The 23,030-nt window shown below is 38.3% G+C and carries 23 protein-coding genes and 2 pseudogenes; 18 read left to right on the top strand and 7 right to left on the bottom strand.

Annotation, left to right across the window (positions count from 1 at the left end):
- Positions 1-74: 74 nt before the first annotated feature.
- The 4 genes from odhB to ACP8HG_RS07040 all read left to right on the top strand — a co-directional run bounded on the left by odhB (position 75) and on the right by ACP8HG_RS07040 (position 4,707).
- A complete protein-coding gene (gene odhB, locus ACP8HG_RS07055) occupies positions 75-1,295 on the top strand; it encodes a 2-oxoglutarate dehydrogenase complex dihydrolipoyllysine-residue succinyltransferase (protein ID WP_067209736.1) in 1,221 nt (406 codons plus the stop codon).
- A gap of 107 nt (positions 1,296-1,402) precedes the next feature.
- A complete protein-coding gene (locus tag ACP8HG_RS07050) occupies positions 1,403-1,600 on the top strand; it encodes a DUF6501 family protein (RefSeq protein WP_186670502.1) in 198 nt (65 codons plus the stop codon).
- Between the two features lie 325 nt (positions 1,601-1,925).
- A complete protein-coding gene (locus ACP8HG_RS07045; RefSeq protein WP_342538392.1) occupies positions 1,926-2,789 on the top strand; it encodes an ATP-binding protein in 864 nt (287 codons plus the stop codon).
- A 10-nt stretch (positions 2,790-2,799) separates the two neighbouring features.
- Positions 2,800-4,707, top strand: a complete 1,908-nt coding sequence (locus ACP8HG_RS07040) for a hypothetical protein (RefSeq protein ID WP_399632532.1) — start codon at positions 2,800-2,802, stop codon at positions 4,705-4,707.
- A gap of 51 nt (positions 4,708-4,758) precedes the next feature.
- Here ACP8HG_RS07040 and ACP8HG_RS07035 read toward each other — a convergent pair whose 3' ends face one another.
- Together ACP8HG_RS07035 and ACP8HG_RS07030 are read right to left on the bottom strand one after the other, a co-directional pair.
- Positions 4,759-5,943 (bottom strand): toxic anion resistance protein, encoded by a 1,185-nt coding sequence (locus tag ACP8HG_RS07035; protein WP_187044954.1) that lies wholly within the window; start codon positions 5,941-5,943, stop codon positions 4,759-4,761.
- Positions 5,930-6,592 carry a 5-bromo-4-chloroindolyl phosphate hydrolysis family protein gene (locus ACP8HG_RS07030; protein WP_438298415.1) on the bottom strand — a complete coding sequence of 221 codons (663 nt, stop codon included), beginning with the start codon at positions 6,590-6,592 and terminating at the stop codon, positions 5,930-5,932. The genes ACP8HG_RS07035 and ACP8HG_RS07030 overlap by 14 nt, the downstream gene beginning before the upstream one ends.
- Positions 6,593-6,793: 201 nt before the next feature.
- Between ACP8HG_RS07030 and ACP8HG_RS07025 the strand changes: the two genes are divergently transcribed.
- Entirely contained in the window at positions 6,794-7,090 is a 297-nt protein-coding gene (locus tag ACP8HG_RS07025; protein ID WP_067209719.1) for a DUF1033 family protein, read from the top strand.
- A 130-nt stretch (positions 7,091-7,220) separates the two neighbouring features.
- Here ACP8HG_RS07025 and ACP8HG_RS07020 read toward each other — a convergent pair whose 3' ends face one another.
- The 3 genes from ACP8HG_RS07020 to ACP8HG_RS07010 all read right to left on the bottom strand — a co-directional run bounded on the left by ACP8HG_RS07020 (position 7,221) and on the right by ACP8HG_RS07010 (position 10,907).
- The gene (locus tag ACP8HG_RS07020; RefSeq protein WP_338656517.1) at positions 7,221-7,889 is read right to left on the bottom strand and encodes a hypothetical protein; all 669 of its coding nucleotides are present in this window, start codon (positions 7,887-7,889) and stop codon (positions 7,221-7,223) included.
- Positions 7,890-8,021: 132 nt separating this feature from the next.
- Positions 8,022-9,638, bottom strand: coding sequence for an ABC-F family ATP-binding cassette domain-containing protein (locus ACP8HG_RS07015; protein ID WP_187044951.1), 1,617 nt, complete (start codon positions 9,636-9,638; stop codon positions 8,022-8,024).
- Between the two features lie 99 nt (positions 9,639-9,737).
- The gene (locus ACP8HG_RS07010) at positions 9,738-10,907 is read right to left on the bottom strand and encodes a tyrosine-type recombinase/integrase (RefSeq protein ID WP_438298414.1); all 1,170 of its coding nucleotides are present in this window, start codon (positions 10,905-10,907) and stop codon (positions 9,738-9,740) included.
- 382 nt (positions 10,908-11,289) lie between these two features.
- Here ACP8HG_RS07010 and ACP8HG_RS07005 point away from each other — a divergent pair, with 382 nt between their 5' ends.
- From ACP8HG_RS07005 to ACP8HG_RS06985, 5 genes and pseudogenes are all read left to right on the top strand, one after another.
- Positions 11,290-11,490, top strand: coding sequence for a dihydrofolate reductase family protein (locus ACP8HG_RS07005; protein WP_438298413.1), 201 nt, complete (start codon positions 11,290-11,292; stop codon positions 11,488-11,490).
- A gap of 134 nt (positions 11,491-11,624) precedes the next feature.
- Complete coding sequence (locus ACP8HG_RS07000) at positions 11,625-11,846, top strand: transcriptional regulator (RefSeq protein ID WP_342538304.1); 222 nt, start codon at positions 11,625-11,627, stop codon at positions 11,844-11,846.
- Positions 11,846-12,328 (top strand): annotated as a pseudogene (locus ACP8HG_RS06995) (UV damage repair protein UvrX); the annotation flags it as partial. The gene ACP8HG_RS07000 and the pseudogene ACP8HG_RS06995, both read left to right, overlap by 1 nt.
- 160 nt (positions 12,329-12,488) lie before the next feature.
- Positions 12,489-12,914: a MarR family winged helix-turn-helix transcriptional regulator gene (locus tag ACP8HG_RS06990; RefSeq protein ID WP_342538303.1), complete on the top strand. Its 426-nt coding sequence runs from the start codon at positions 12,489-12,491 to the stop codon at positions 12,912-12,914.
- Positions 12,915-13,050: 136 nt separating this feature from the next.
- Positions 13,051-14,439 (top strand): MFS transporter, encoded by a 1,389-nt coding sequence (locus ACP8HG_RS06985; protein WP_438298412.1) that lies wholly within the window; start codon positions 13,051-13,053, stop codon positions 14,437-14,439.
- Positions 14,440-14,879: 440 nt separating this feature from the next.
- Here ACP8HG_RS06985 and ACP8HG_RS06980 read toward each other — a convergent pair whose 3' ends face one another.
- Positions 14,880-15,602: an SDR family NAD(P)-dependent oxidoreductase gene (locus ACP8HG_RS06980; protein WP_438298411.1), complete on the bottom strand. Its 723-nt coding sequence runs from the start codon at positions 15,600-15,602 to the stop codon at positions 14,880-14,882.
- A gap of 462 nt (positions 15,603-16,064) precedes the next feature.
- Between ACP8HG_RS06980 and ACP8HG_RS06975 the strand changes: the two genes are divergently transcribed.
- Complete coding sequence (locus ACP8HG_RS06975; RefSeq protein WP_187044907.1) at positions 16,065-16,727, top strand: MBL fold metallo-hydrolase; 663 nt, start codon at positions 16,065-16,067, stop codon at positions 16,725-16,727.
- 2,178 nt (positions 16,728-18,905) lie between these two features.
- Here the strand turns inward: ACP8HG_RS06975 and ACP8HG_RS06970 are convergent.
- A complete protein-coding gene (locus tag ACP8HG_RS06970) occupies positions 18,906-19,076 on the bottom strand; it encodes a hypothetical protein (RefSeq protein ID WP_338656519.1) in 171 nt (56 codons plus the stop codon).
- Positions 19,077-19,629: 553 nt separating this feature from the next.
- On the opposite strand from ACP8HG_RS06970, the pseudogene ACP8HG_RS06965 reads away from it, so the two are divergent.
- The 7 genes and pseudogenes from ACP8HG_RS06965 (at position 19,630) to ACP8HG_RS06935 (ending at position 22,651) form a co-directional block, all read left to right on the top strand.
- Positions 19,630-20,112, top strand: a pseudogene (locus ACP8HG_RS06965) (DinB family protein).
- A gap of 218 nt (positions 20,113-20,330) precedes the next feature.
- Positions 20,331-20,771 carry an NUDIX hydrolase gene (locus ACP8HG_RS06960; RefSeq protein ID WP_187044901.1) on the top strand — a complete coding sequence of 147 codons (441 nt, stop codon included), beginning with the start codon at positions 20,331-20,333 and terminating at the stop codon, positions 20,769-20,771.
- Positions 20,772-20,974: 203 nt separating this feature from the next.
- Entirely contained in the window at positions 20,975-21,196 is a 222-nt protein-coding gene (locus tag ACP8HG_RS06955; protein WP_067209684.1) for a transcriptional regulator, read from the top strand.
- Positions 21,196-21,570: a hypothetical protein gene (locus ACP8HG_RS06950; protein WP_067209682.1), complete on the top strand. Its 375-nt coding sequence runs from the start codon at positions 21,196-21,198 to the stop codon at positions 21,568-21,570. The genes ACP8HG_RS06955 and ACP8HG_RS06950 overlap by 1 nt, the downstream gene beginning before the upstream one ends.
- A gap of 5 nt (positions 21,571-21,575) precedes the next feature.
- Positions 21,576-21,839 carry a YolD-like family protein gene (locus tag ACP8HG_RS06945; RefSeq protein ID WP_067209680.1) on the top strand — a complete coding sequence of 88 codons (264 nt, stop codon included), beginning with the start codon at positions 21,576-21,578 and terminating at the stop codon, positions 21,837-21,839.
- 1 nt (position 21,840) lies between these two features.
- Entirely contained in the window at positions 21,841-22,020 is a 180-nt protein-coding gene (locus ACP8HG_RS06940; RefSeq protein WP_342538297.1) for a YolD-like family protein, read from the top strand.
- A gap of 274 nt (positions 22,021-22,294) precedes the next feature.
- Positions 22,295-22,651 (top strand): hypothetical protein, encoded by a 357-nt coding sequence (locus tag ACP8HG_RS06935; protein WP_342538296.1) that lies wholly within the window; start codon positions 22,295-22,297, stop codon positions 22,649-22,651.
- Positions 22,652-23,030: the final 379 nt, after the last annotated feature.

Here is a 23,030-nt window from a genome sequence, read left to right as displayed (position 1 = left end):
AGTTTAATTTAATCAACATATGAAATATTGATTGTTAACACCGTACTAACGGTAGACTCGAGGAGGAATTTATTGTGGCAGAGATCATAGTACCAGAACTTGCAGAATCGATTACAGAAGGAACGGTTGCACAGTGGTTGAAACAACCAGGTGAAAGCGTTGAGAAAGGTGAATTCATCGTTGAACTTGAAACAGACAAAGTAAACGTTGAAATCATTTCAGAAGAAGCAGGAATTGTTCAAGAACATCTGGCAGCAGAAGGCGATACAGTCCAAGTCGGCCAAGTTATCGCAATCGTTGGTTCTGGTTCAGGCGCGCCTGCTGCAGCTCCATCTGCACCAGCAGTGGAAGCAGTTCAAAAAGTGGAAGCAGCACCAGTTGCTCCAGCAGTTACTGAAGATGCAAGCGGATCAGACCGTACAATCGCAAGCCCAGCAGCACGTAAACTAGCTCGTGAAAAAGGCATCGACCTTGCAGCGGTATCACCAGTTGACCCAATGGGACGCGTTCGTGTTCAAGATGTTGAAGCACACGGTACTGCACCTAAAGCACAACCAGCAGCTGCCGCACCAAAAGCAGCAGCAGTAGTAGAGGACGGACGTGTAACTCGCGAGAAAATGACACGTCGTCGCCAAACAATTGCAAAACGACTTCTTGAAGTTAAACAATCAACAGCAATGCTTACAACATTCAATGAAATCGACATGACAAACGTTATGGCACTACGTTCACGTAAGAAAGACCAATTCTTCGAGCAAAACGATGTTCGTCTAGGATTTATGTCATTCTTCACGAAAGCAGTTGTTGCTGCACTTAAGAAATATCCTTATGTTAACGCAGAAATCGATGGCGATGAAATCATTCTTAAAAACTTCTACGATATTGGGGTCGCTATATCAACAGATGGCGGACTAGTTGTACCAAACGTAGTTGATGCTGATCGTAAAAACTTCGCAGAAATCGAAGGAACTATCGTAGAACTTGCGAAAAAAGCACGCGACAACAAATTGACAATCGCAGATATGACAGGCGGTTCATTCACAATTACAAACGGTGGTGTTTTCGGATCACTTATGTCAACACCAATTATGAATGGTGCTCAAGTAGGAATCCTTGGCATGCATACAATCCAAAAGCGCCCAGTAGCTATTGGTGACAATGTTGAAATCCGTCCAATGATGTATGTTGCTCTTTCTTATGACCACCGTGTTATCGATGGTAAAGATTCAGTTGGCTTCTTGAAAATGGTAAAAGAATTGATTGAAAATCCGGAAGATCTACTTCTAGGTTCTTAATAAGAAAAGCGCTCGAAATCTAGACAAAAAATAGTTAGGTAATCGGCCCGTTATTGTTAGCGGGTCGATTTTTCCTTATACACTCCATAGAAAAGGCGTGATTAACAATGACATTCAAAGATTGGATGACTGCACCTGCAATCCGTACTGTCGTCTGTAAGCATGCAGACGCTGAAAAGTATGTAGTGAACAATGTTCTGACACCAGGTAAAGAGTATGAAGTGAAAAACGAAACAGATGAATTCATTTTCATTCTCGATAATTCCGGTAAAGTCGGAGGCTATTATAAAACGTATTTTGAATAAACAAAGGCACAGTGCGCCGTTATAAAGGTACGCAGCCATTGCCACGTCCTGTGGCAATAGGCTGCGTGACCTTACATCCTGTAGGGGGCCCGCGACAGACATGACGGGGACCGGCCGACGCGGCGTTTTTTGCCCGGGAAGGATGCAGTTCAATCCTTCCCAGCTGGGCTGAATTATGATCCGGCATTTTGCGCCCGGAGTCTAGACGTGAAATCTCCATGTTAGAATTTATTCACAATACAAGATTTTACTGTTTTCTAGACGTGAACTTAAAGCCCGCTACCCACTTGTTGGTGTGCGGGCTTTTTTATAAGGAGGTAAGGTTATGAACTCGCTAGTAGAAAAAGAACAGCAGCTTCGTTCAACGAAAACGCATGATACCGCAGCAGTACGATTAATACAAGAAGGTGGTTACGTTTCCCCAAGTCCCTATTTATTGGATGACGTCCTTATCAGTATTGTATTGAAAAAACCAGTGTTATTGAAAGGGCCTTCTGGTTCTGGAAAAACGAAGTTAGCCCAAACAATTTCACATTATTTCAATCAGCCAATGCAAAGCATAAACTGTTCGGTTGATTTGGATGCTGAAGCATTGCTTGGTTTCAAAACGATAATTAGCAAAGACGGAGAGACTATTATTGAATTTGTAGAAGGTCCCGTAGTACAAGCTATGAAAAAAGGACATATTTTATATATTGATGAAATCAACATGGCCAGACCTGAAACGTTACCCATCCTTCATAGTGTTTTGGACCATCGTCGTATGCTGACAAATCCGTTTACAGGTGAAGTCATTTATGCGCATGAAGACTTTACGGTCATTTCAGCCATAAACGAAGGATACGTTGGAACATCTCCAATGAATGAAGCATTGAAAAACCGTTTTGTATCGTTCACAGTCCCGTACCTGACTGGAGAACAATTAGAATTAGTTATGAAGGATACGTATCCATTTGCCTCAAAACAGCTTGTTGAGACATTCCTTCATATCAGTATCGATTTGAAGAAACAGGTAATGAACGGATTATTATCCGATGAGGCAGCATCCGTGAGAAGTCTGCTAGACGCTATGGCACTTGCAGAACATATCCCTGTGAAACGTGCAGTCCAGTATGCCATCGCTGAAAAGCTAGATGATACAATTGAACGTAGACTTGTCATGGAATTAGTCGATACTTGGGTGAAATGAGGCGATTGCTATGGTGAAGATGAATCGATTCATTCAATTTAATGATGAAACGGTCGATGCCAAGACGCTTTTATTGTATGAACGATTAGGGCGCGCATTAGCAGATGCACCATTCATTGAATTAACGGAACGAAAGCTTCTTGAATTCCGGCCTCAAGAAGGTATTATCTCGATGAGTGTTTTTTGGCGTCACCGAACAGACGAAGTGATCCACGCTGGCCGTCTGTCTGATATCTATTTGTTAACATCAGGTTATTGGAAGCATTTTAGTGTTAAGTCATGGATTAAATTTAGCCGGTCAATTAGCTTATATCCACTCCGGAAATTCACATCTGAATTATTATTGATGTTGGAAGAGTTTCGTTTAATTGATGTAATTACGAAGGAAAGACCTGGAACCGCAAGTGCATTCGAAGTTAGAAGGGAAGCCTACGTTTACCTCCACCGCAATGCACAGTCTTCGAATATGCAGAAAAATCAACTTGCGGATGCAATGATGAATCAGTTATTCATATCTCTCCATGAAGGCTTATTTGCAGAAACGTCCATCGACTGGGATGCTCATTCCATCGACTATGATCTCATTCAATCCGTTCTGCAACACGCATACGATTCAAAAAGTACAGAGGACAATACATTTATTGCGGATAGAATTACAGGGATTGTAGAAAGGTCAATTGACAAGGATCTTGTCAAACAGTATTATTCAGCGGGGGATTCCATTACAGAAGAAAATACTGTATTTCATTATCATAAAGGGATGTCTGACGCCGAAGAAGGCGAGGAAGGTCCAAAAGAGACAATCGAAGAAGTGTTTAGATCCTGGCATCGTGAAAGCGAGAGTGAATCAGGCGTCCACCTTGAATTTGAACTTGAACACGGACGCTCTGGGAAGAGTGATGCCAACGATGCAACGCCAGGCCATGAAGATGCTGAGGTCGAAGAGACGGGCTCAGGTGATTCAGAGGGGAATGACAGCGATCGTTGGACGGATGACACCAGTGATAAGACAGACAAACGCGATCGAAAGATGAAAGCGGGTAAGATGTTTGGAAAAGAGCATGTGAACGTCGTGTATGAGGAACAACGGATAGAAGTCATAGACGAGGTTGAAAATCGTCAACTATTGACCGTTTGGCGAGAAGAGCAAAAGCCGTATGTTCGTTCCTTCGTCGAGGAGATGAAGAAACGAATCGATTTGAAACAGGATTCAAAACGTGAGCGCCTTATGAAGGGACGACTGTCTACGAAATTAACGACGATGGTTGTGGATGAACGACCGAAACCATTTTATAGGAAGAGTGCACCATCTGTTAATCTAGATGCGGTATTCGGTCTACTAGTTGATGGTTCAGCTTCGATGCTCGACAAATTAGACGAAACAAAACAGGCTGTACTATTGTTTCATGATGTACTCCGTCAACTTGGTGTATTTCATGAAATTTCGTCCTATTATGAGGATGCAAATAACGCTACAAAAGAAGTGCAACCGAATGTATTTGAGCTTATGCATACGTTTACAGATCGCAATAAGGATAACGGTTTATCGATATTGTCGTTTGATGCTAATGAAGACAACCGTGACGGATTCGCGATTAGATGGATGGCCGATCAGCTTGCGATGAGGCAGGAGAAGCACAAGTTTTTGCTAGTCTTCTCAGACGGGGAGCCATCGGCATTTGGTTATGATCGGAACGGTATCCTAGATACAGCAGAAGCGGTAATGGAAACTGAAAAAAAAGGTATTTCCATCATTCATCTATTCCTTTCAACTGAAGAACCGACTGTTGACCAAAAAGCACTTTTTTCAATGATGTTTGGCAATAAAACCGCATCATCCAACTCGGTCGATAGTTTCACAGATCAGACATTGCGGATACTTAGAAAATTACTCGCGATTGTAATAAGAAATACGTGAACCGCGAGTAAACTCCTAGATAATATACAAGGTGAAAACACAAAACCGCCCTTAGAGAGGACGGTTTTGTGTTTTTTCATGAACAGCAAGAAGGCGCTGTTTCAGCTCATCTTCCATTCGTCCGATTTCTATTTCAGCAGCTTTACGTTTTGCACGACCATCTGCTTGGATAATAAGTGTCTCTTCAATAGTTTGAATCAAGTTTTCTTGCGTCTTTTTCAGCGTATCAATTTCGATGATGCCGCGTTCATTCTCTTTAGCTGTTTCAATTGAATTGATTTTCAGCATTTCCGAGTTTTTCAACAGCAAGTCATTTGTCGTTTTCGTAACAAGTTTTTGAGACTCTACAGCTTTCATTTGTCGGTTTAACGTTAAGGCAATTGCTATCTGATTTTTCCATAGGGGAATGGATGTCATAATGGATGACTGGATTTTTTCTGCAAGTGTTTGGTTTGTCTGTTGAATCATCCTGATTTGAGGTGCACTCTGAATGGTGATTTGTCGTGATAACTGCAAATCGTAAAGGCGTTTTTCCAACCTGTCAAGGAATTGTGCCATGTCATTCACTTCCTGGAATGCCATTTGATCATTCGATAGCTCAGCTTTTTTGCGCATTTCAGGGATGATTTCATTGGCGAGTTCATCCTGTTTTAATTCAGCCGCGGCTATGTAGATATTTAACGCTTGGAAATAGGTTTTATTTTGATCATACAAATTATCAAGCATTCTAACATCCTCTAAAAGGCCACGTTTCGAATGCTCAAGTTGAACACCAATCCTGTCGATTTGAGTACTAAGTTTCTGATATTTCGTCATCATTTCTTGAACAGATCGCGTTGCTTTATTAAACAATCTGCTTAGACCTGACTTCTTCTTGTCTGATAAATCGTCAGGGTCTATTTCAGAAAGTTTACCCATCAAATCTTTCAATACATCTCCAACAGGTCCAATATCTTTGCCTTGAACATGATCGAGCATTTGAGTGGAGAACCTTGAAAGCTCGCTTTGTGCATTTGCGCCGTACGTTATAATTGCTTCATAGTTGCCGACAGGAATTTGTTGTGCAAGGACTTTTGCCTTCTCCCTCTCTTCAGGAGTTAGACGGTCAATCAGTTTAACGCTTGTTTCAGCCTCTTTCTTTTCTGTTTGCATTTCCTTAGGAAGAAGGGGTTCTTGAAAATCAAAAGGACTATCAAGTAAATCATCAATTGTTTTTATAGGATTATTTTCGGTCATTATGTGGATCTCCTTTCATTTCAAGAAGCGGCTTTTTATTATTCATGGATACATCAACAAAGTCAATTTCCATTTGGAGCTGGTCGATATCAGACGCTAAAACGCTTCGTAGGTCTTGCTCCAATTGCTTGTTAACATCCCCAAGCGTTTCACGCGTATTTTGTAATGCGATGCGAAGTTCTTTATCTTTCAATGGTTGGTTGACAAGCAACGCATATTTCGAAGTCAATTCGACTGCGGAATCAAGATGGGCATAGAAAAACTTCTCTACGTCGTAAAACTTTTTAGGGTTTGATCGGACGAGGCCAAGAATCCTTCTAGATAGGCTATTCATTTCATGAAGTTGCCTAAATGCCTGGATTGACCTGACTTGTCCATAAAGACCATTCAGGCGTTTGATTTTCATTTTCGCACCAGTAATCTGACCTTTTATATGACTGTATTCAGAACGGGACATCCCGAGTTTTTTTAAGTTGGATGAAAGTTGAATCTGCTTCAGGGTAAACGTTCCGCCAAAGTAGATTGCTACCAAAAGGCCAGTAGCCGCAAAAATATTCATACCTGCACCCATAACAAAGAAGAGCCAGGATCCAAAACTGATTGGAGCTGTTATAAAATGTCTTATAAAAAAATGTTTAACTTCTTTCATGATATATTCATACCTCCTTTGACCCTATACTGTATACGTTTCAAAACGGATAAAGTTTCATGTCAGTAGTTCAATTATACCCGATAAATGCAATCTACACCTACCATTTGAATTCAAAAGGGAAGCAATTAATTGGACATCAGGAGGGAGTTTGTTAAAATGAAGGACATTCAACTAAGAGTTACATAGGAGGTTTAGAAAATGTATGAAGTGATTTATATGAAAGCAGATTATGAGCCATGGTGGATGTTTGAGGAGTGGGAAGAAACAATCCGTTCACGCCATTCATTCGATGATAGAGTACTTGCTGAGGTACACTTTAAAAAATTGACTAGTGAATTACGAGAAAAGCATAAACGTGAGGCTATGAAAAAAGACTGTTTTTTTGCCTTTTGGTCTGAAGACGAAATAAATTTCTGTGAAGGCTGTGATGAAGATCTCCAACTGTATCATGGTGTTATCTTAATGAAGGACGGGATGCCCAATGCTTTCTGCTAAAAAAACATTGGAAATAAATACGGATTCGCATCTTCCAAAAGGTAATCGTTAGTTTCGGTACCTTTTGGAAGATGTGAATTTATTCTGCGATGTAAAGAAGCGTCCTAACGAGGGACGCTTCTTTACATCGCTATTTGTCGACTGTCTTCAACGTGGAGGTAACAACGAATTCACCGTCATCCGTCTGCATGATAGATTCCCGTTTGACTTCACCAAACCCTTCAACGAAATACTTACGGTTGACGAAGTCATCCGTCTTCATTTCGATGACGAAAGCATGATCAAACTTCTTATACGGTGTATCGACAGTTGTATCTATTTCAACAATCGTCCACGTATCAAATGTTGTTCCTTTTTTTATGGGTTTTTTAAGATAAACACCAGTTGGATCCATTGCATCCAGTTCTGCCAGGGTGGGGAAGTCTTTGACTAATTCGACAGTCTGTTCGTCTAAGATGCTTATTTTGTCAGGTTCGATTTTATAAATATGGCGAACCAGGGAGCCGCCATTATTCTCATGGACGACAACATAATTTTCAAATGGTCGTGCGACTTCAACATCAAGTTCTGCAAATTCATTTCCTTCACCTAGATAATGCGCCTTTGAACCATCCGGTAGAAAAAGATCAGTTAAAGAAATTTCACCATCGCTCTCACTTTCGCTTTCTTTGACGATACCTTCACCAATTGTGCCATTGGTTGACCCCGAATTATCAAGGGCAGTCGGTTGTTTTTTCGAACACCCTGAAAAGACAAGGACCGCTACTAACAGAAAAATGAAAAGATTTATTTTCCTCATGAAAACACTCCTTTCTATTGGTTATACCCATTTCGACGGATATCATACGCAAGTGTAGGAATTGCAATCGGAAATCCAACATCATTTAGCAATAAAAAGAGCCGTTTCCCAATCAAGGGAAACGGCTTAAAATTATTTCTTTTTATTTTGTTTTTCTTGTTGTTCTTTCCACTCTAGGTACTCATCATAGTTCATCAATTTATCGAAGATTGTACCATCATCATGGATTTCAATGATTCTGTTCGCAACCGTCTGGATGAATTGTTGGTCATGTGATGTGAAGATCATTGCACCTTTGAATGCAATCAGTCCGTTGTTAAGCGCTTGAATTGATTCAAGATCCAAGTGGTTCATCGGTTCATCCAGAAGAAGAACGTTCGAACTTGTCAGCATCATTTTTGAAAGCATACAGCGAACTTTTTCCCCACCGGATAAAACGGATGGTTTCTTGTTCACTTCATCACCTGAAAACAGCATACGGCCAAGGAATCCGCGTAGGAATGTCTCGGTTTGGTCGTCAGGTGAATATTGACGTAACCATTCAACAAGTGAACTTTCCGAACCTTGGAAGTATTTACTGTTATCGATAGGAAGGTATGCATGTGTTGTCGTAACTCCCCATTTGATAGCTCCTGAATCAGGCTCAGACTCTCCGGCAAGCAGTTGAAGGAGCGCTGTTTTTGCAAGAGGATCTCCAAGAAGAATGACTTTGTCTTCTTTGTCAATTGTAAATGAAGCATCTTTAAGCATTACTCTGCCATCCTGTGTTTTGTTAACTTCTTGGATACTTAGAACATCATTTCCAATTTCACGGCCCATTTGGAAGTTGACGAAAGGATAACGTCTTGAAGATGGTTTAATATCATCCAATTCGATTTTTTCCAACGTTTTCTTACGTGAAGTAGCTTGTTTAGATTTCGAAGCATTGGCACTAAAGCGGGCAACGAATGCTTGAAGCTCTTTAATTTTTTCTTCTTTTTTCTTATTTTGGTCTTGTGACATTCTTAGTGCAAGTTGGCTTGACTCGTACCAGAAATCATAGTTACCCGGATAAATCTGGATTTTAGAAAAGTCGACATCCGCAATTTGCGTACAAACTTTGTTTAAGAAGTGACGGTCATGGGAAACAACAATAAGCGTGTTTTCGAAGTTCATAAGGAATTCTTCGAGCCATTGGATTGCTTTCAGATCAAGTGAGTTTGTAGGCTCATCCAGAAGAAGAACGTCAGGCTTACCAAACAAAGCTTGTGCAAGAAGCACTTTCACTTTATCAGAACCGTTTAGTTCAGACATCTTCAATTGGTGATATTCATCTGCGAGACCAAGTCCTTGTAAAAGGATTGCTGCTTCAGATTCAGCTTCCCAACCGTTCAAGTCGCCAAATTCACCTTCAAGTTCAGCTGCGCGCATGCCGTCCTCATCTGAGAATTCCTCTTTTGCATAGATGGCGTTTTTCTCCATCATAATGTCATATAAACGTTTGTGGCCCATAATGACTGTATCAAGTACGACACTTTCCTCGTATTCGAAATGGTTCTGTTTCAAAATAGCAAGACGTTCGTCTTTGTTCATAATTACATTTCCAGATTGTGGTTCTAGTTCACCTGACAAAATTTTAAGGAATGTCGATTTTCCCGCACCGTTTGCACCAATTAGACCATAACAATGGCCCGGATTAAACTGTATATTCACATCTTCAAATAGCTTGCGGTCGCCGAATTGAAGACTTACATTACTGACTGCTATCATTCAAAATCCTCCTAAATTCACAATGCTCCCATTATAGCACGAAATAAAACCAAGATGCAAGAAAGCTTGTGAGGTAGCGGTTTCTGAGTAGTCAATTTACTAATTAGCCCCAAAACCAGCCCCACTTACTTCTAGACTCTGACTAAACAAGGTTACAGACTCCTGTTCAGATTCCTTTAGAACATGTCCGTATACATCATAAACCATTGCAGCAGTATTCCCTAATCGCTCAGCTATTACTTTCACGTTGCGCCCACGATTTAATAATATGGTACAGTGCGTGTGCCGTAAACCATGAACTGTTATTTTGGGTAGTGATGTTCTTGTTAGGATTCTATTTACAGAACGTGCAATACTTGAGAGAGGTGCTGCTCCGTGATCTGTGATAAAGACAAAGGTTTCGTCAACTATTTTCTCCCCATAAGCAAATAGTGTTTTTTTACACCACTTTTTATAGGACTCTAATTGATCTAAAACCATCTCATCAATGGAAATTGTCCGATAAGAATTTTTGGTTTTAGGAGTACGTACCCCTAAACCATCCCTCGTTCGTTCAATTGTGATTGTGTTGTTTTCAAAATCGATGTTCTTCCATTGGAGTCCCAATGCCTCACCTTTTCGTATGCCTGTGTAGGCGACAGTCAATAGGAAGCTGTAATTTGTAATGGATTCTTGTTTTTTTGCGTCAACCAAGAACGCCACCAATTGACTAGGCGAGTAGTAATTATTATTTACTTCCAATTCATCTGTAACAATAGCAACTTTCGTGAAGCGGTTACGAATAAGTATTTCACTCTCTACGGCAGCATTAATTGCGATTTTAAAAATATTATGCCATTGACGAATGGAACTGTCTTTGTATTTTACTTCTAGTTTATTTATGAATTCTCGTTCATAAGTTAATTTATCAAGTTTCTGTAACTTATATTTACCTAACATGGGTTTCAAATGGAGTCGAATGGCAACTTCTCTGTGGACACTCGTTGTTTGCTTCCACTTTTTTTGATTCATGTCGAACCAAATACCTAACCATTCTCCGACGGTCATTTGATCGTATTCTACTTGTGTTGATTCGCCACGTAATGTAGCAGACTTAACTTCCAAAAGCGCTTGAAGAGCCGACTTTTCGTTTGTAAATGAACTCTTCTTTTTCTCTCTTCGTTTTCCTGACTTGTCATTATATTTATGACGGTACATCCATAGTTTTTCGCCTTTTGTATTGAGATAATAATATAGCTCAGGATCTTTATTTGATTTGTGTAGCTCCATACCAAACCGTTCCTTCCATCGCTTGGCGGCATAATGTATAGGAATGGGTAGGGGAGCTGAGTTACTTTAATCACCACCTCCTTAAAGGGGAATGGATGTTCTTTTTATAGTTAAATTTTTTTACCATTTAGACTTTCGATTAACTCTACAGGGATACCATAACTAGTTGTAGCTTCATAGACAGTTATCGTACTCGCTGTTCCTCGGTTAAATAGAAGTTCTATCATGAATTGATTTGCCTCAGTCTCTATTTTGCTCGTAGGGAAGTATGTTTTTGATGTTTTACAAGGTCTTCAATTGAAGATACTGAAGATGTCAAATTTATTAATGATGATATAGTTCGTTTTACAAATAAATTGAAAAATCAAGAAGGAAGAAACATTTGGCTTGTTGGTGGAGGAGAATTGTTACAATCTTTTGTGGGAAAAAATTAGTTGATGAAATTATTTTAACAGTTGCCCCAACTATAATAGGAAAAGGAATTCCATTATTTAAAGAGGGAGATTATCAATTAGACCTTTCTTTAAAAGGTACAAGAAACTTCAATCAATTTGTTGAACTACATTATGGAGTTCGAAATTAATAACGTGTTCTTGAAATAACATGACAACAGGAGGTCGTCTATTGGCGGCCTTTTTATGGTCAAAATTAACAACTTATTTTTAGTTGTAATACGAACGTTCATTCTCTATACTGGAGGCGGAGGAGGGAGCAAGTGTGCGTAGTCAATTAGTCAAGTCAGTGGAATACAGCGAACACCTAGATATGATGTACATGGCTGCAGACGGTTCAATCAGCAAACGAAGAATCAATGTGCTACAGGTCGGTGAGGTATCATTTCGTGCTTTCTGTTTTCTACGTAAATCCAAGCGGACTTTTACGATTGATAACGTTTTAGCACTTGTTCCCTTAATTACAAAAGAACGTGCAGTTATATGATGGACTACAGTAAATTCCGCAACCGACAAATCGCCTGTATCGATATGATGAGCTTCTACGCGAGCTGCATGGCTACATTGCATAATTTAGATGTCCAAGCAGTTCCTATTGCGGTTGTGGGCAGTTTTAAACAAAGTGGGTCGGTTGTTTTGGCTGCCAGTCCACCCATGAAAAAGAGATTTCGAATCAAGACGGGTAATCGATTGTTTGAAATTCCTAGCCATCCCGAAATTCGATTATTTGAGCCGAAAATGGCACATTTTCTTGATGTGTCAATGGCCATCACTCGCATCCTCCACAAATATGTGCCTGCAGAGGCTATACATGTTTATTCAGTCGATGAATGCTTTATTGATCTAACAGGAACAGGAACTGAAAAGTTGTGGGGCGATCCAGAACAAACTGTTAAGGATATACAAGCGGAAATACTGGAAACTATAAATTTACCTTCCACAGCTGGCATGGGACCAAACATGTTAATGGAGTTGTATAACAAAAAAGTTCTTTACTGCATTTCATATTATTTGTAAAATAAATTAAAGCCCGCCACATGACAGGCTCTTATAGGTTGACGTTAGAAGGGATTGGAATTATAGTGGTCATAGCAACTATAATCATGTCTATTATTATGGAGGTGTAACCTTGGAATTAGAGAAATATATAGGTGTTATTGTGCACCGGGCAGATTTGAAACTCACTAATTATTATCAAAAGGTGCTTAATCCCTTTGATATTACAGTGGATCAATGGGAGATACTGGTTATCCTTTGGGGGAAGGAAGGGATTACTCAAAAAGAACTTGCAGAAAGACTGTTTAAAGACCAGACGAATATTGCCCGAATGCTATTCAAGCTTGAGAAGAAAGGTTTTATTTATCGTGTAACCCATGAGACGGATAGAAGATCCTTACGCGTATATCTAACTTCTAAAGGTCAAGAAATAAAAGATGAAATTCTTGTTCCATCGCTTGAAGCGTATAGGAAGACCATTGATGGAATAACTGATGAAGAAGTTGAAACATTTAGAAGGATACTTGCTAAAATATATAGTAATGTAGAGTATTTATAGCAGATATTGTTTTTATTAGTATGCAATTCATTCTGTAATATAGTTGTCATGACAACTATTGTTGGGACCGTTAACTTGGAAGTACCGGTTAAATTGCCATGATGACAAACTTAACAATTATATGGAGGTTGCGATGATGAAAAAAAACATTGATAAAATAGGGATTTTTGATGTCCAGTATAAAACAATGACAATCGGTATTATCTTGGCTGTTGCAACTGTAGGATTCGAGGGACTAGCGATTACGACGATTGCGCCGAAATTAGCACAAAGTTTAAATGGCATCCATTTATATGGCTGGATTTTTAGCGCATTTCTTTTATCTCAAATTATTGGCACAATGGTTATCGGTCAGCAGATTGATAAGAATGGCGTGTTTAAATCATATGTCGTGTCTATTCTAATTTTTGTTGTAGGTATCGTCATTGCAGCAACTTCCATCAATATGCACATGCTAATCGTAGGAAGAGCTTTTCAAGGTTTCGGAGCAGGTGCCCTTTTAACTTGTGTATACTACAGCATTACATTAAGTTATCCTGATGAACTTAGAACTAAAATTCTTGCAGCATTTTCAAGTGCTTATGTTCTTCCTGCATTGGTTGGTCCTTACGTCGCAGGACTTTTAGCTGAATCTTTATCATGGAGGTTTGTGTTCTGGTTTGTTCTGCCTTTCATTGTTCTATCTGTTTTCTTAACACTCCCATTGTTTCGTAAATTACAAGCTGAAAATACATCTGCGCTCTCTACCGAAAAAGGAAACTATAAAGAAATCTACGCTGTTTTATTGACGTTCGGAACGGGTCTATTGTTAATCGGCTTAGGATTTGTACCCGATTGGAAGGGAATTATGATTTCAGCTGTAGGGGTCATGATGATGATTCAACCTTTACGGAAGCTACTACCAGAGGGCGCTTTTCTAGTTAGAAAGGGCTTGCCAGCAACCATTGTTTCAAGAGGTCTGTTTGTTGCGTGCTTCTTTGCTGTTGAAAGTTACGTTGTTCTAGCTCTAACAACGGTTAAAGGCTTATCGGCGGACGTGGCGGGTTTAATTGTTGCTGCTGGAGCAATAAGTTGGTCAACAGCAGCTTGGTTGCAATCCAAGTTTGATGAAAGAGACCATGGAAATGGCCGAAAACAACGGGTAATCATCGGTGTTGGTTTGATGATTGTCGGAGTTGCGCTGGTCATCATAATTATAGGACTTCCAGGTAATGGAATCGCATTCGCGGTATTATCACAAATACTCACTGGATTTGGCATAGGGTTAGCACATCCAACAACGGGAGCCATTGCCCTACAGCATGCCAAAGCAGGGGAAGCAGGTGCGGTTTCCGCGAATATCCAATTTATTGATGCGTTTGGTCCTGGATTAAGCATTGGAATAGGCGGTGCTCTAATCGCCATGAGTGAAACTTTTGGCTGGGGAGTATTAACTGGAATCATGCTGGCCTTATCAATCCAGTTCCTCTGCCTACTATTCTGTTTTATAATCTCCTTCCGTATTAATTTAAGTGCCACCTTATAAGGTAATTCTGAACTACTTTATAAACTAGCATCATTCACTACGGTCTTATACACCAATCCGTATAAGCAATGAAAAGGTGCTCCCCGTGCCGTGAAGCTGGCTTAGAGAGCACCCCTTCTTTATCTTTCAAAATTGGTGAGCTATCGATTAAAAAACAACGACCAATCCGATTAGGGAAATGTCGTTTTATTTGTTTTATTGAACTTCTAACTTAATCTCGTTAATTTCTTCCTCTAACTCTTTCCTAAATACCGGACCCGTACCCTCCAGTTCAAACGTGTCTTTGGTGATAAGATCTTCTAGCGTGTGAATGCAAACGTTGATTATAGGTATATAAAATAGCTCCCATTTTGAAAAGAGATTGATCAAAATGGGAGCTGTATGTAGTACCGAATGATTAATAACAATATATGGAAAGACTCTACTCATATGCTATACAATCATGCATTTAAGTCTGTTATGGCTGGAATATTTATTTCCTTTACACATGAAACAGGCGATAAATTAATAACGCAATGGACAATAGCTACAATGTCTTGTACAGGAATACGTGTACCTTGATACATCATAATTGCCTTTTCTACACCTTCTTCATAAGGTATTTCAGCAGCAAGCTCTCCTGGATTAATACACGTTACAGAGATCCTATCTTTTCTCACATGGTCGCGTAAAGCATTTGTAATACCACGTAAGCCAAATTTAGATGTGACAAATGAAACTTGTGCATTATTCGTATTATCTAAACCTGCTGTTGAACCCATTAATATAATTTTTCCGTTTTTCGCTTGTCTTAAATTAGGTAAAAGCGCCTGAATATAAGTGATAGTCGAAGTTAAATTAATATTAATTATGTTCGAAATTTCCTCAACTTCATCCTTATCAAACGTATAGTCATCTTCAAAACCACGCTTTTCCCATACTCCGACATTATAAATTAATACATCAATAGGAATGTCTTTTAATGTTTCTTTTAAAGAAGGAATTTGTTGTTGACTAGATAAATCAATTGTAAGCCATTTACGATTTACGCCATCATTTATATCTAAACTACTTGGTCGTGTGCGTGACACCACCCATACTGTATCTCCCTTAGTGGGTAAGCCTTTTACAAATGCATCGCCTAGCCCATGGCTTGCTCCAAATATAATAAAGTTCATACTCATCCTATCACCCCTTCTAAATAACTATACTTATTAAGTATAATTATTATAAAAATAAGTAACAACTAAAGTGATTTATTGAAATGTTGGTTTAAAACAAAGTTAGATTATTATAGATTAAGAATAATTAAAAGTTTTATCAATTTTTTTTATAACCAGAGTAGGATTAATCTCCCATAAGTGCTACCCGTATTGGGCGCGACATTCTGTGATGCACCGTGGTCGTTGGAGTCAGACTAACGGGCCGGATTACTTCACAAAAGCAGGAATTTTTGTGAAGCAAGTTGAATATATATAGCATGCTTTATGTTATTCAATTAGCTTGCAGGTGTGGTAATGAGTGATTAGTGATACTATGCAATATAGTATTTTACGTACAAAATTAGCTTTATTATTTCGGCCTTTTTATGTAACTTAACCCATTTTTCTGCATCAATATAATTTAATACAAAGGAGCTTAAAGTTATGGAACTTTCTAAAGGAGTAGAGATGCTCCAACTTGATTTTCATGGAACTATTATTCATCCAATTCTTTTATGGGATCAAGAAATGGCTGTTTTAATAGACACTGGATTCCCTGGTCAAATTGAAGATTTACGTGTGGAAATGAGTAAAGTAGGGGTGTCGTTCGACAAACTAAAAGTTGTGATTTTGACGCATCAGGATATAGATCATATAGGCAGTCTTCCTGAGATATTACAGGAGTGTGGTAATAATATTAAAGTATATGCTCATGATCTGGATAAGCCTTATATTCAAGGGGATTTACCTCTTTTGAAAGATGGGCACCTAGATAACCCTCCAAAAGGCAAAGTGGACGATACCTTGAAAGACGGTCAAGAATTGCCGTATTGCGGCGGGATTCATGTCATCCATACCCCAGGGCATACTCCTGGCCATATCAGTATCTTTTTGAAACAAAGTAAAACACTCATTGCCGGAGATTCGATGTACAGCGTAAACGGAATAATTGGGGGAATTCATGCCCCAACCACACTGGATATAAAGGCGGCTCGACTTTCTTTGAAGAAATACTTAGACCTCGACTTAGAATCTGTGGTTTGTTACCACGGTGGATTAAGTAAGGTAAATATTAATGATCAGATTCAAAAGGTAATTTCATATTAAACTTCTAAAACCCTCATGAGATCGTTTATTGATGGTCTATTAGGTGCAATAAAAACGCGGTAAAGGCAACCTATCCAAATTGGACGGGCCGCCTTTTTGCGTTTATTCCCATTAGAGAAGTCCCATCACTGTAAAATATCACTAACAGGGTATTGTTCGTGCCGGTTTAGTGTTGTGTGTTTAAAATGATAAACGCCATTATTGCTAATGTAGCCTGTGAGGTTCGCAGGATCCTCTTTCATAATTTCTTCTATTGAATAAGCGATTTCAGAACCCGTTATATCCCTATACGGATTAGAAAGACTGAGGTGTTTACCTTGGTCGTTGAAACTGTAAATAATTCTAGTATCCTCATGTTCATATATACTATGACTGTTTCTGGACCGTTTCCGTTATTACTGCATGTTGATACTATATCCGGGTAATCAAAAGTTACATCTTTAAATCTCAATAAGTTCACCTTCCCTGTAAATATTAGTGTTTGTTAAATCCCGCTATACAGAACGTTAGTTCGTTAATCAAACAATTAAAAACCAGCCACCTCTATTGAAAGGTTGGCTGGTTATAATATAAGTGTTTCTGCCTCTATCTATTGATTTATTGATGCAAGCCATTTATCAACTTTGCCTATACGATCTCTGGATCAATCGTGCATGTATTTCATATCATTACCTGCGGCGGGTACATTATTTCATTTTTTTTACGGAAGTTAGCAACACTAGCCATTTATAAAATATGCCACCAAGCGTTTTTTTATTAGCCCCAATGTAGCCCCAACAGCATGCTTTATCATGCTTTATCTTGCATAGTTGATTTTTATACAAAACTCGTCAAACAGTTGAATTGACGGGGTTTTCGATGTAATAAAGATGTATAATGCGTAATAAAAATTTTATAGCACGAAATAATTCATAGTAGCAACAATGCTTATGCCTCAAGGTTTATGAGGGGTTTAAATAAAAACAACCTCCAAATATTCCACCAATTTAAAAAGTGAATGCATCACTGGAGGATTTCGCTAATTTGACTTCGAGGTTTTATTGATGAGTGGGTATATAAACTTAAAATCATCAAAGAAGTATTTCTTAGTCGTTCTGTAATAGTTTGTAGTGGAATGAATTTACTCAACATAATTTTTTCTTGGGGATGTCTTAAACTGTGTGAGAAATAGATTTCATTCCTGATTCTTAAGGTTGAGTTTAATTGGATTTGAAACAGATCTTTCGCTGATGGGAGTTTTGAGTCTTTCTGAGGTAAGTACATAATCAGTTTCCAAACTTCTTTCCAAAAAAATGCGCAAAGTCTTATTCCGCCAAAATCTGTATATCTTCAATTGATTTAGCAGAAGATCGTCGACAAAGTTTGTTAATTTGCTATTTGGTTTATGAACTCCATGGTAGTACGGGTTCGCTTGATTGTGATGGTCTTTTTTTCGAAATCTATTTTATTCCATTGAAATCCAGCACAACAGGCCTTTATCAGCTTTAGTAGGTCAAAGTGAATATGGAGTTTACACCAAATCAACTGTAGGGCGTTTAGAATCGACGGGAAATGACGTTGTACTACATCTTAGCAGTCTGGTGAAACTTTGAAAGTGAGTGGTCATAGTGGATAACGACTGATAATGGAAACAGGAAATTATTAAATTACAGAATGAAATTAAAAAATTACGCAATGAGTTCGCGACTTACAAAGTGGATCAAATTAGAGAACTTTTCTCTGGAAAAGGACTAACTTATGAAAATATTACAGAAGGCGATATTTGTGTGTTGGTTAACCTTACTCAACAAACACGTTAAGCAAGCTAATAAAGCCGGCACAATGTCTATAAACACCATGAGAGTGAGCCAAAAGATTAACAGTAAATACAACAGTAACGGAATGCTGCTTATTTTTGAATAGTCATTACTTCACTCAATGAGAAGCGATCAGCTTGAATCCAGATGGCTTTATAGATTTTGCAGGTTGGGCAGATGATGGTGCCATTAACAAATGCATTTGCGGAATGGGGAGAATCAACAGCTAGTTGATTCGTACTCCTAACAAAAAGACCACTGATTAAAAATAATCAGCAGTCTTTATCACAGTCACCTTGTGATATAGCGACAGTATTGGCGAATCACCCGGTCAATAAACATCCAAGATTAACGCTAAGTAACTAAGCACTTTTTAAGCTACTTATTGTAACTTTTCAGAAACAGTCCAATGTTTGGAAGGAATTACGTTTTGATTCAGTTGCTGCATTAACAAATCTGCTGTGTAAAAATCAGCAAAGGTTTTGTCTGACTGGGTACTGGAGTCCTTTAAGAACTCTGTTTCACCATCATTGTTTCGTATGATTACAAACATGAGTCACCTCCAATTTATGGCATGAACAATGACTTGTTCTAAAAGAATTGTCTCATCAAATAATATTTTAGTATACATTATCGGAGAATTGTTACCATTTTGTTACCGAATTGTAATCAATTATCCATTTATTTGCAGGTGAGTAATACCGTAAAGAGAGAAGGAGAATTACTGATACTCACCTCGAACATAAAAACGAAGGAAATTTCCGAATCACAGTATAAATGGAGATATCCGCTTTATATATCGACGGCAATAGAGAAGAACTAAAAGAAACTTTACCAGATGCTTAATATTAAACTCAAAGATGCGGATGTATTGGGGTTAGCGGTTAAATATACTGTGACTGTAAATAAGTAAGAGTGTGATATAATTAAAGTATGAAGGACATCTAATACGCCTAGAAAAAGCGGCCTATCCATTATGGACGGGTCGCCTTTTATTTGACCAAAAGAGGGTTTCCTATTAATAGAATAGAATAATAAAATTAAAGAATTAAGGAACAGGATTTTGTTCTTAATGATAAATCATTTTATAGCAGGAGGGTGGAAATATGTTTCATTCCAAAGATGTTTTGTTTGACCAATTGTTAGCAAATGCTAATGATCCTAGCTGGTATGTGCCATTTTCGGATTCTGTGGAAAACTTGTCTGAGGTACAAGCATTCTGAAAGCCAAATGAAGATAGTAATAGCATTGCTGAAATTGTTTGGCATCTTTTATATTGGAATCAAACATGGCAAACGAGGTACCAAAAGTCTAATGTCAATGCTGTTCCAGCCATAGAAAATAATAATGAAATCTTTGTAATTCCTGAGGGTTACGCATTTATCGAATTGAAAAAACAACTTTTAGAGGTACTGTTGCATTGGCAAGAATTATTAACTGAAGATAAAGGTGAAAGTAAAGTTAATGGTTTTTCTGAACCTGTGAAGTGGTGGGGGATACTCGCAAATATTACAACCCATAACGCATATCATATTGGTCAAATCATTTATATTCGTAAGTTGCAAAAAAGCTGGGGAATAGATGAATAATTAAGTAAGTCCAAAATAGCGGTCCTCCACAGATTAGATTGTGGATGGGCCGCTTTTTTTATTTGTCGAAGTAAAGAGGTATTCATATGAATATAGACGAATAAAGAAACAGAATATTGTGCTTATTCAACTAACGAAACAGGTTAGTTGAACAAGCACCTAAGCAATGTCTTGAATTATAGAAATACACTTAAGGGTTATTTTAAAGGGGAGATATTGTGTTTATAGTTAATGTAGAGGGTGCAATTTACAAAAATAAAAAATGGTTGTTAATAAGACGAAGCGAGAAAGAAGAACACGCTGGAGGTTCATTGTCTCTTGTTGGGGGAAAGGTAGAAAAAGAAGGTACCTCATCAGACATTTTAGAAAAGACACTAATAAGAGAAATTGCTGAAGAAGTGGGTATAGAGGTTTCGAATCTTCGATATGTAAATAGCTCATCATTCGTTACTGATTCAGGAATAAATGTGGTTGACATTGTTTTTCTTTGTGACCACGAATCAGGCGAAGCATTTGCTAAGAGTCCTGATGAAGTTGACGACGTTATTTGGATGACTACCCAGCAAATTCTGAATAACTCTAATTTACCTATTTATTTAAAGGGAAATATTAAACTTGCTGAAAAACTGGTAAACAATAATACAGTAGTTATTTCGTAGTAAGTAAATTTTGAGAGACTCACTTGTTCAACTAACAGATGTTTAGTTGAACAAGCGGAGATCGTCTATTGACGGTCTTTTTTATTTGCCCAAATATCTAAGATGTATCGTATCAAAGGTTAATTGGTAATATTTATAATTTCCGTTATCCAGTTGCAATAAGAACTATTGTTCTATATACTAACGGAAAAGGGGGAACGAGTGTGCGTAACCAATTAGTGAGGTCGATGGAATACAGTGAACACCTAGATATGATGTACTTGGCTGCGGACGGTTCAATTAGCAAAAGAAGAATCAACGTACTGCAGTTTGGTGAGGTATCATTCCGTGCATACTGTTTTCTGCGTAAATTCAAACGTATTTTTACAATTGATAACGTTTTAGCACTTGTTCCCATCGTACATAAAGAAAGAATGGTGATCTAATGCCGTTAATCCCAACCGAAGCATTACCGTATTTCGAGAACATGATTTATTTGCCAATGATAATAAGTATCTTGGAAAGAGACCGAGAAGTGATTGAAATAAGCTCATTCAAATTGAAAGGGCCTTATATCAATATCATTGAAAATACATTAAAGAATGTACGAGCAGAATTGAAAGAAACAAATAATTATGCACGAAGCAAAAATATGAAGTTGATTAAAAAGGGGAAAGATGGTTCGTTCACTGAGTATGCATTTATCCATAACGGCTATGAAGACAAAAGACGCTACATGAACATACGACTGCGTAACAGGACGGAAGAATTGATAAATGTGTACTTCGCTAAGTCAGAAAGCCCAAATCTGAAAGGATGATGAAAATGACAGCAATTCCAAAACCACCAAAATCAAAGGTTGTGGCAAGTCCAAAACTAACAGAGACTGATTTTCTTGAGATAGGCGAGAGAATCGGGGAATCAAAAGAATTCGACGTAGAGGTTGAAATCACAATTTATGCCCAAAAGCGGTTCGAGTCAGTTACAGGGATGGTTACAGAAATCGATGGTCAACAAGGCAAATTGTCGCTACAAGTGGGCTACGAAAACATAAAAATCAACATGAATAATATAGTGAGCGTGAAATGAGATGCTAGAAAACATTCGGGATAGAGGAAACGTTAAATGGACTGCGATGATGCTATCAGAGCACGTCGCAGAGTTGCATAGATGGCAAAATGAAGATAACTACGAAGGTCGTCCTGAGCTTGATGATTATGATTTACAAGCTATCCAGTACGAAATAGAAGTTGCTCAAAAAAGGGAATGACAAGTACACATAAGGTTGTGGGATAAAGGGAAAGTCGTGTTTTACATGGGGACCATTAGAGAAGTAAATGTCGAGTCGATGTGGATTACGGTTGATAGTCCTTTTGGGAGGGACCGTATGCCGGTGGAGGATATTATATGTGTCCAATGCGCAGAGTAATGCATAAAATCCCTAACCTGTCTTGGATGGGGACTTTTACTTGTTATTAATTGTCTAAATATTATAAAAGTACTTAATTCCCATCTGTCGAATAGTGACAATAGGAGGGGTGTATATGATAAAAGATAATGAAATTGTAATCCCGGAAGAACTGAAAGCGAATATGATAATCCTTAGTACCGTAATGAGTCCGACGAAAGAAGATATCGGCATTTTGATTATGGGCGAAAATATGGAACCTAAACAATATACGAATGGGCTATCAGTAATAAGGCTATATCTATTGAACCAAAGAAACTTCAAATACTATATAGAAATGGAGCTAGAGGCATTTGCTTTTAATGACCTTGAATCCGCATACGAATTTTTAACGAATCTACCGAATATGTCTGCATTAGAATTAATACTCATGATGAATAATCCGGATTTCAATTTTGATGACGGTGTAAATAGTAATCGCGTTTTGCATTAAAACTGAGGAATAGAAGAGAACATAAAACAGCCACCAACTCTATTGAGAAGGTGGCTGTTGTCATGTTATGAGTTGTGTGCCTGTCCGCTTTTAATGTGTCCCCTAAATGTCCCCCAACCACACGAATTCAAAAGATTTCCTACGACTTGCCTTTAATGGCGTGATATAGCCGATTAGTTAACTGGATACTGATACTATCATGTTTGTATGTTTGTAGAACGTATGTACGAAACGACTGATTAGTCTAGCACGAAATAATTCATAGTAGCAACAATGCTTATGCCTCAAGGCTTATGAGGTGGTTAAATAAAAACGACCTCAAAATATTCCACCAATTTAAAAAGTGAATGCATTACTGTAGGATTTCGCTAATTTGACT

Origin of the sequence: Sporosarcina sp. FA15 (assembly GCF_051550195.1) — a bacterium.
Lineage (GTDB): Bacteria > Bacillota > Bacilli > Bacillales_A > Planococcaceae > Sporosarcina > Sporosarcina psychrophila.
The sequence above is the reverse complement of the archived record's forward strand: the minus strand, read 5'-3'. Positions and strand labels throughout refer to the sequence as shown.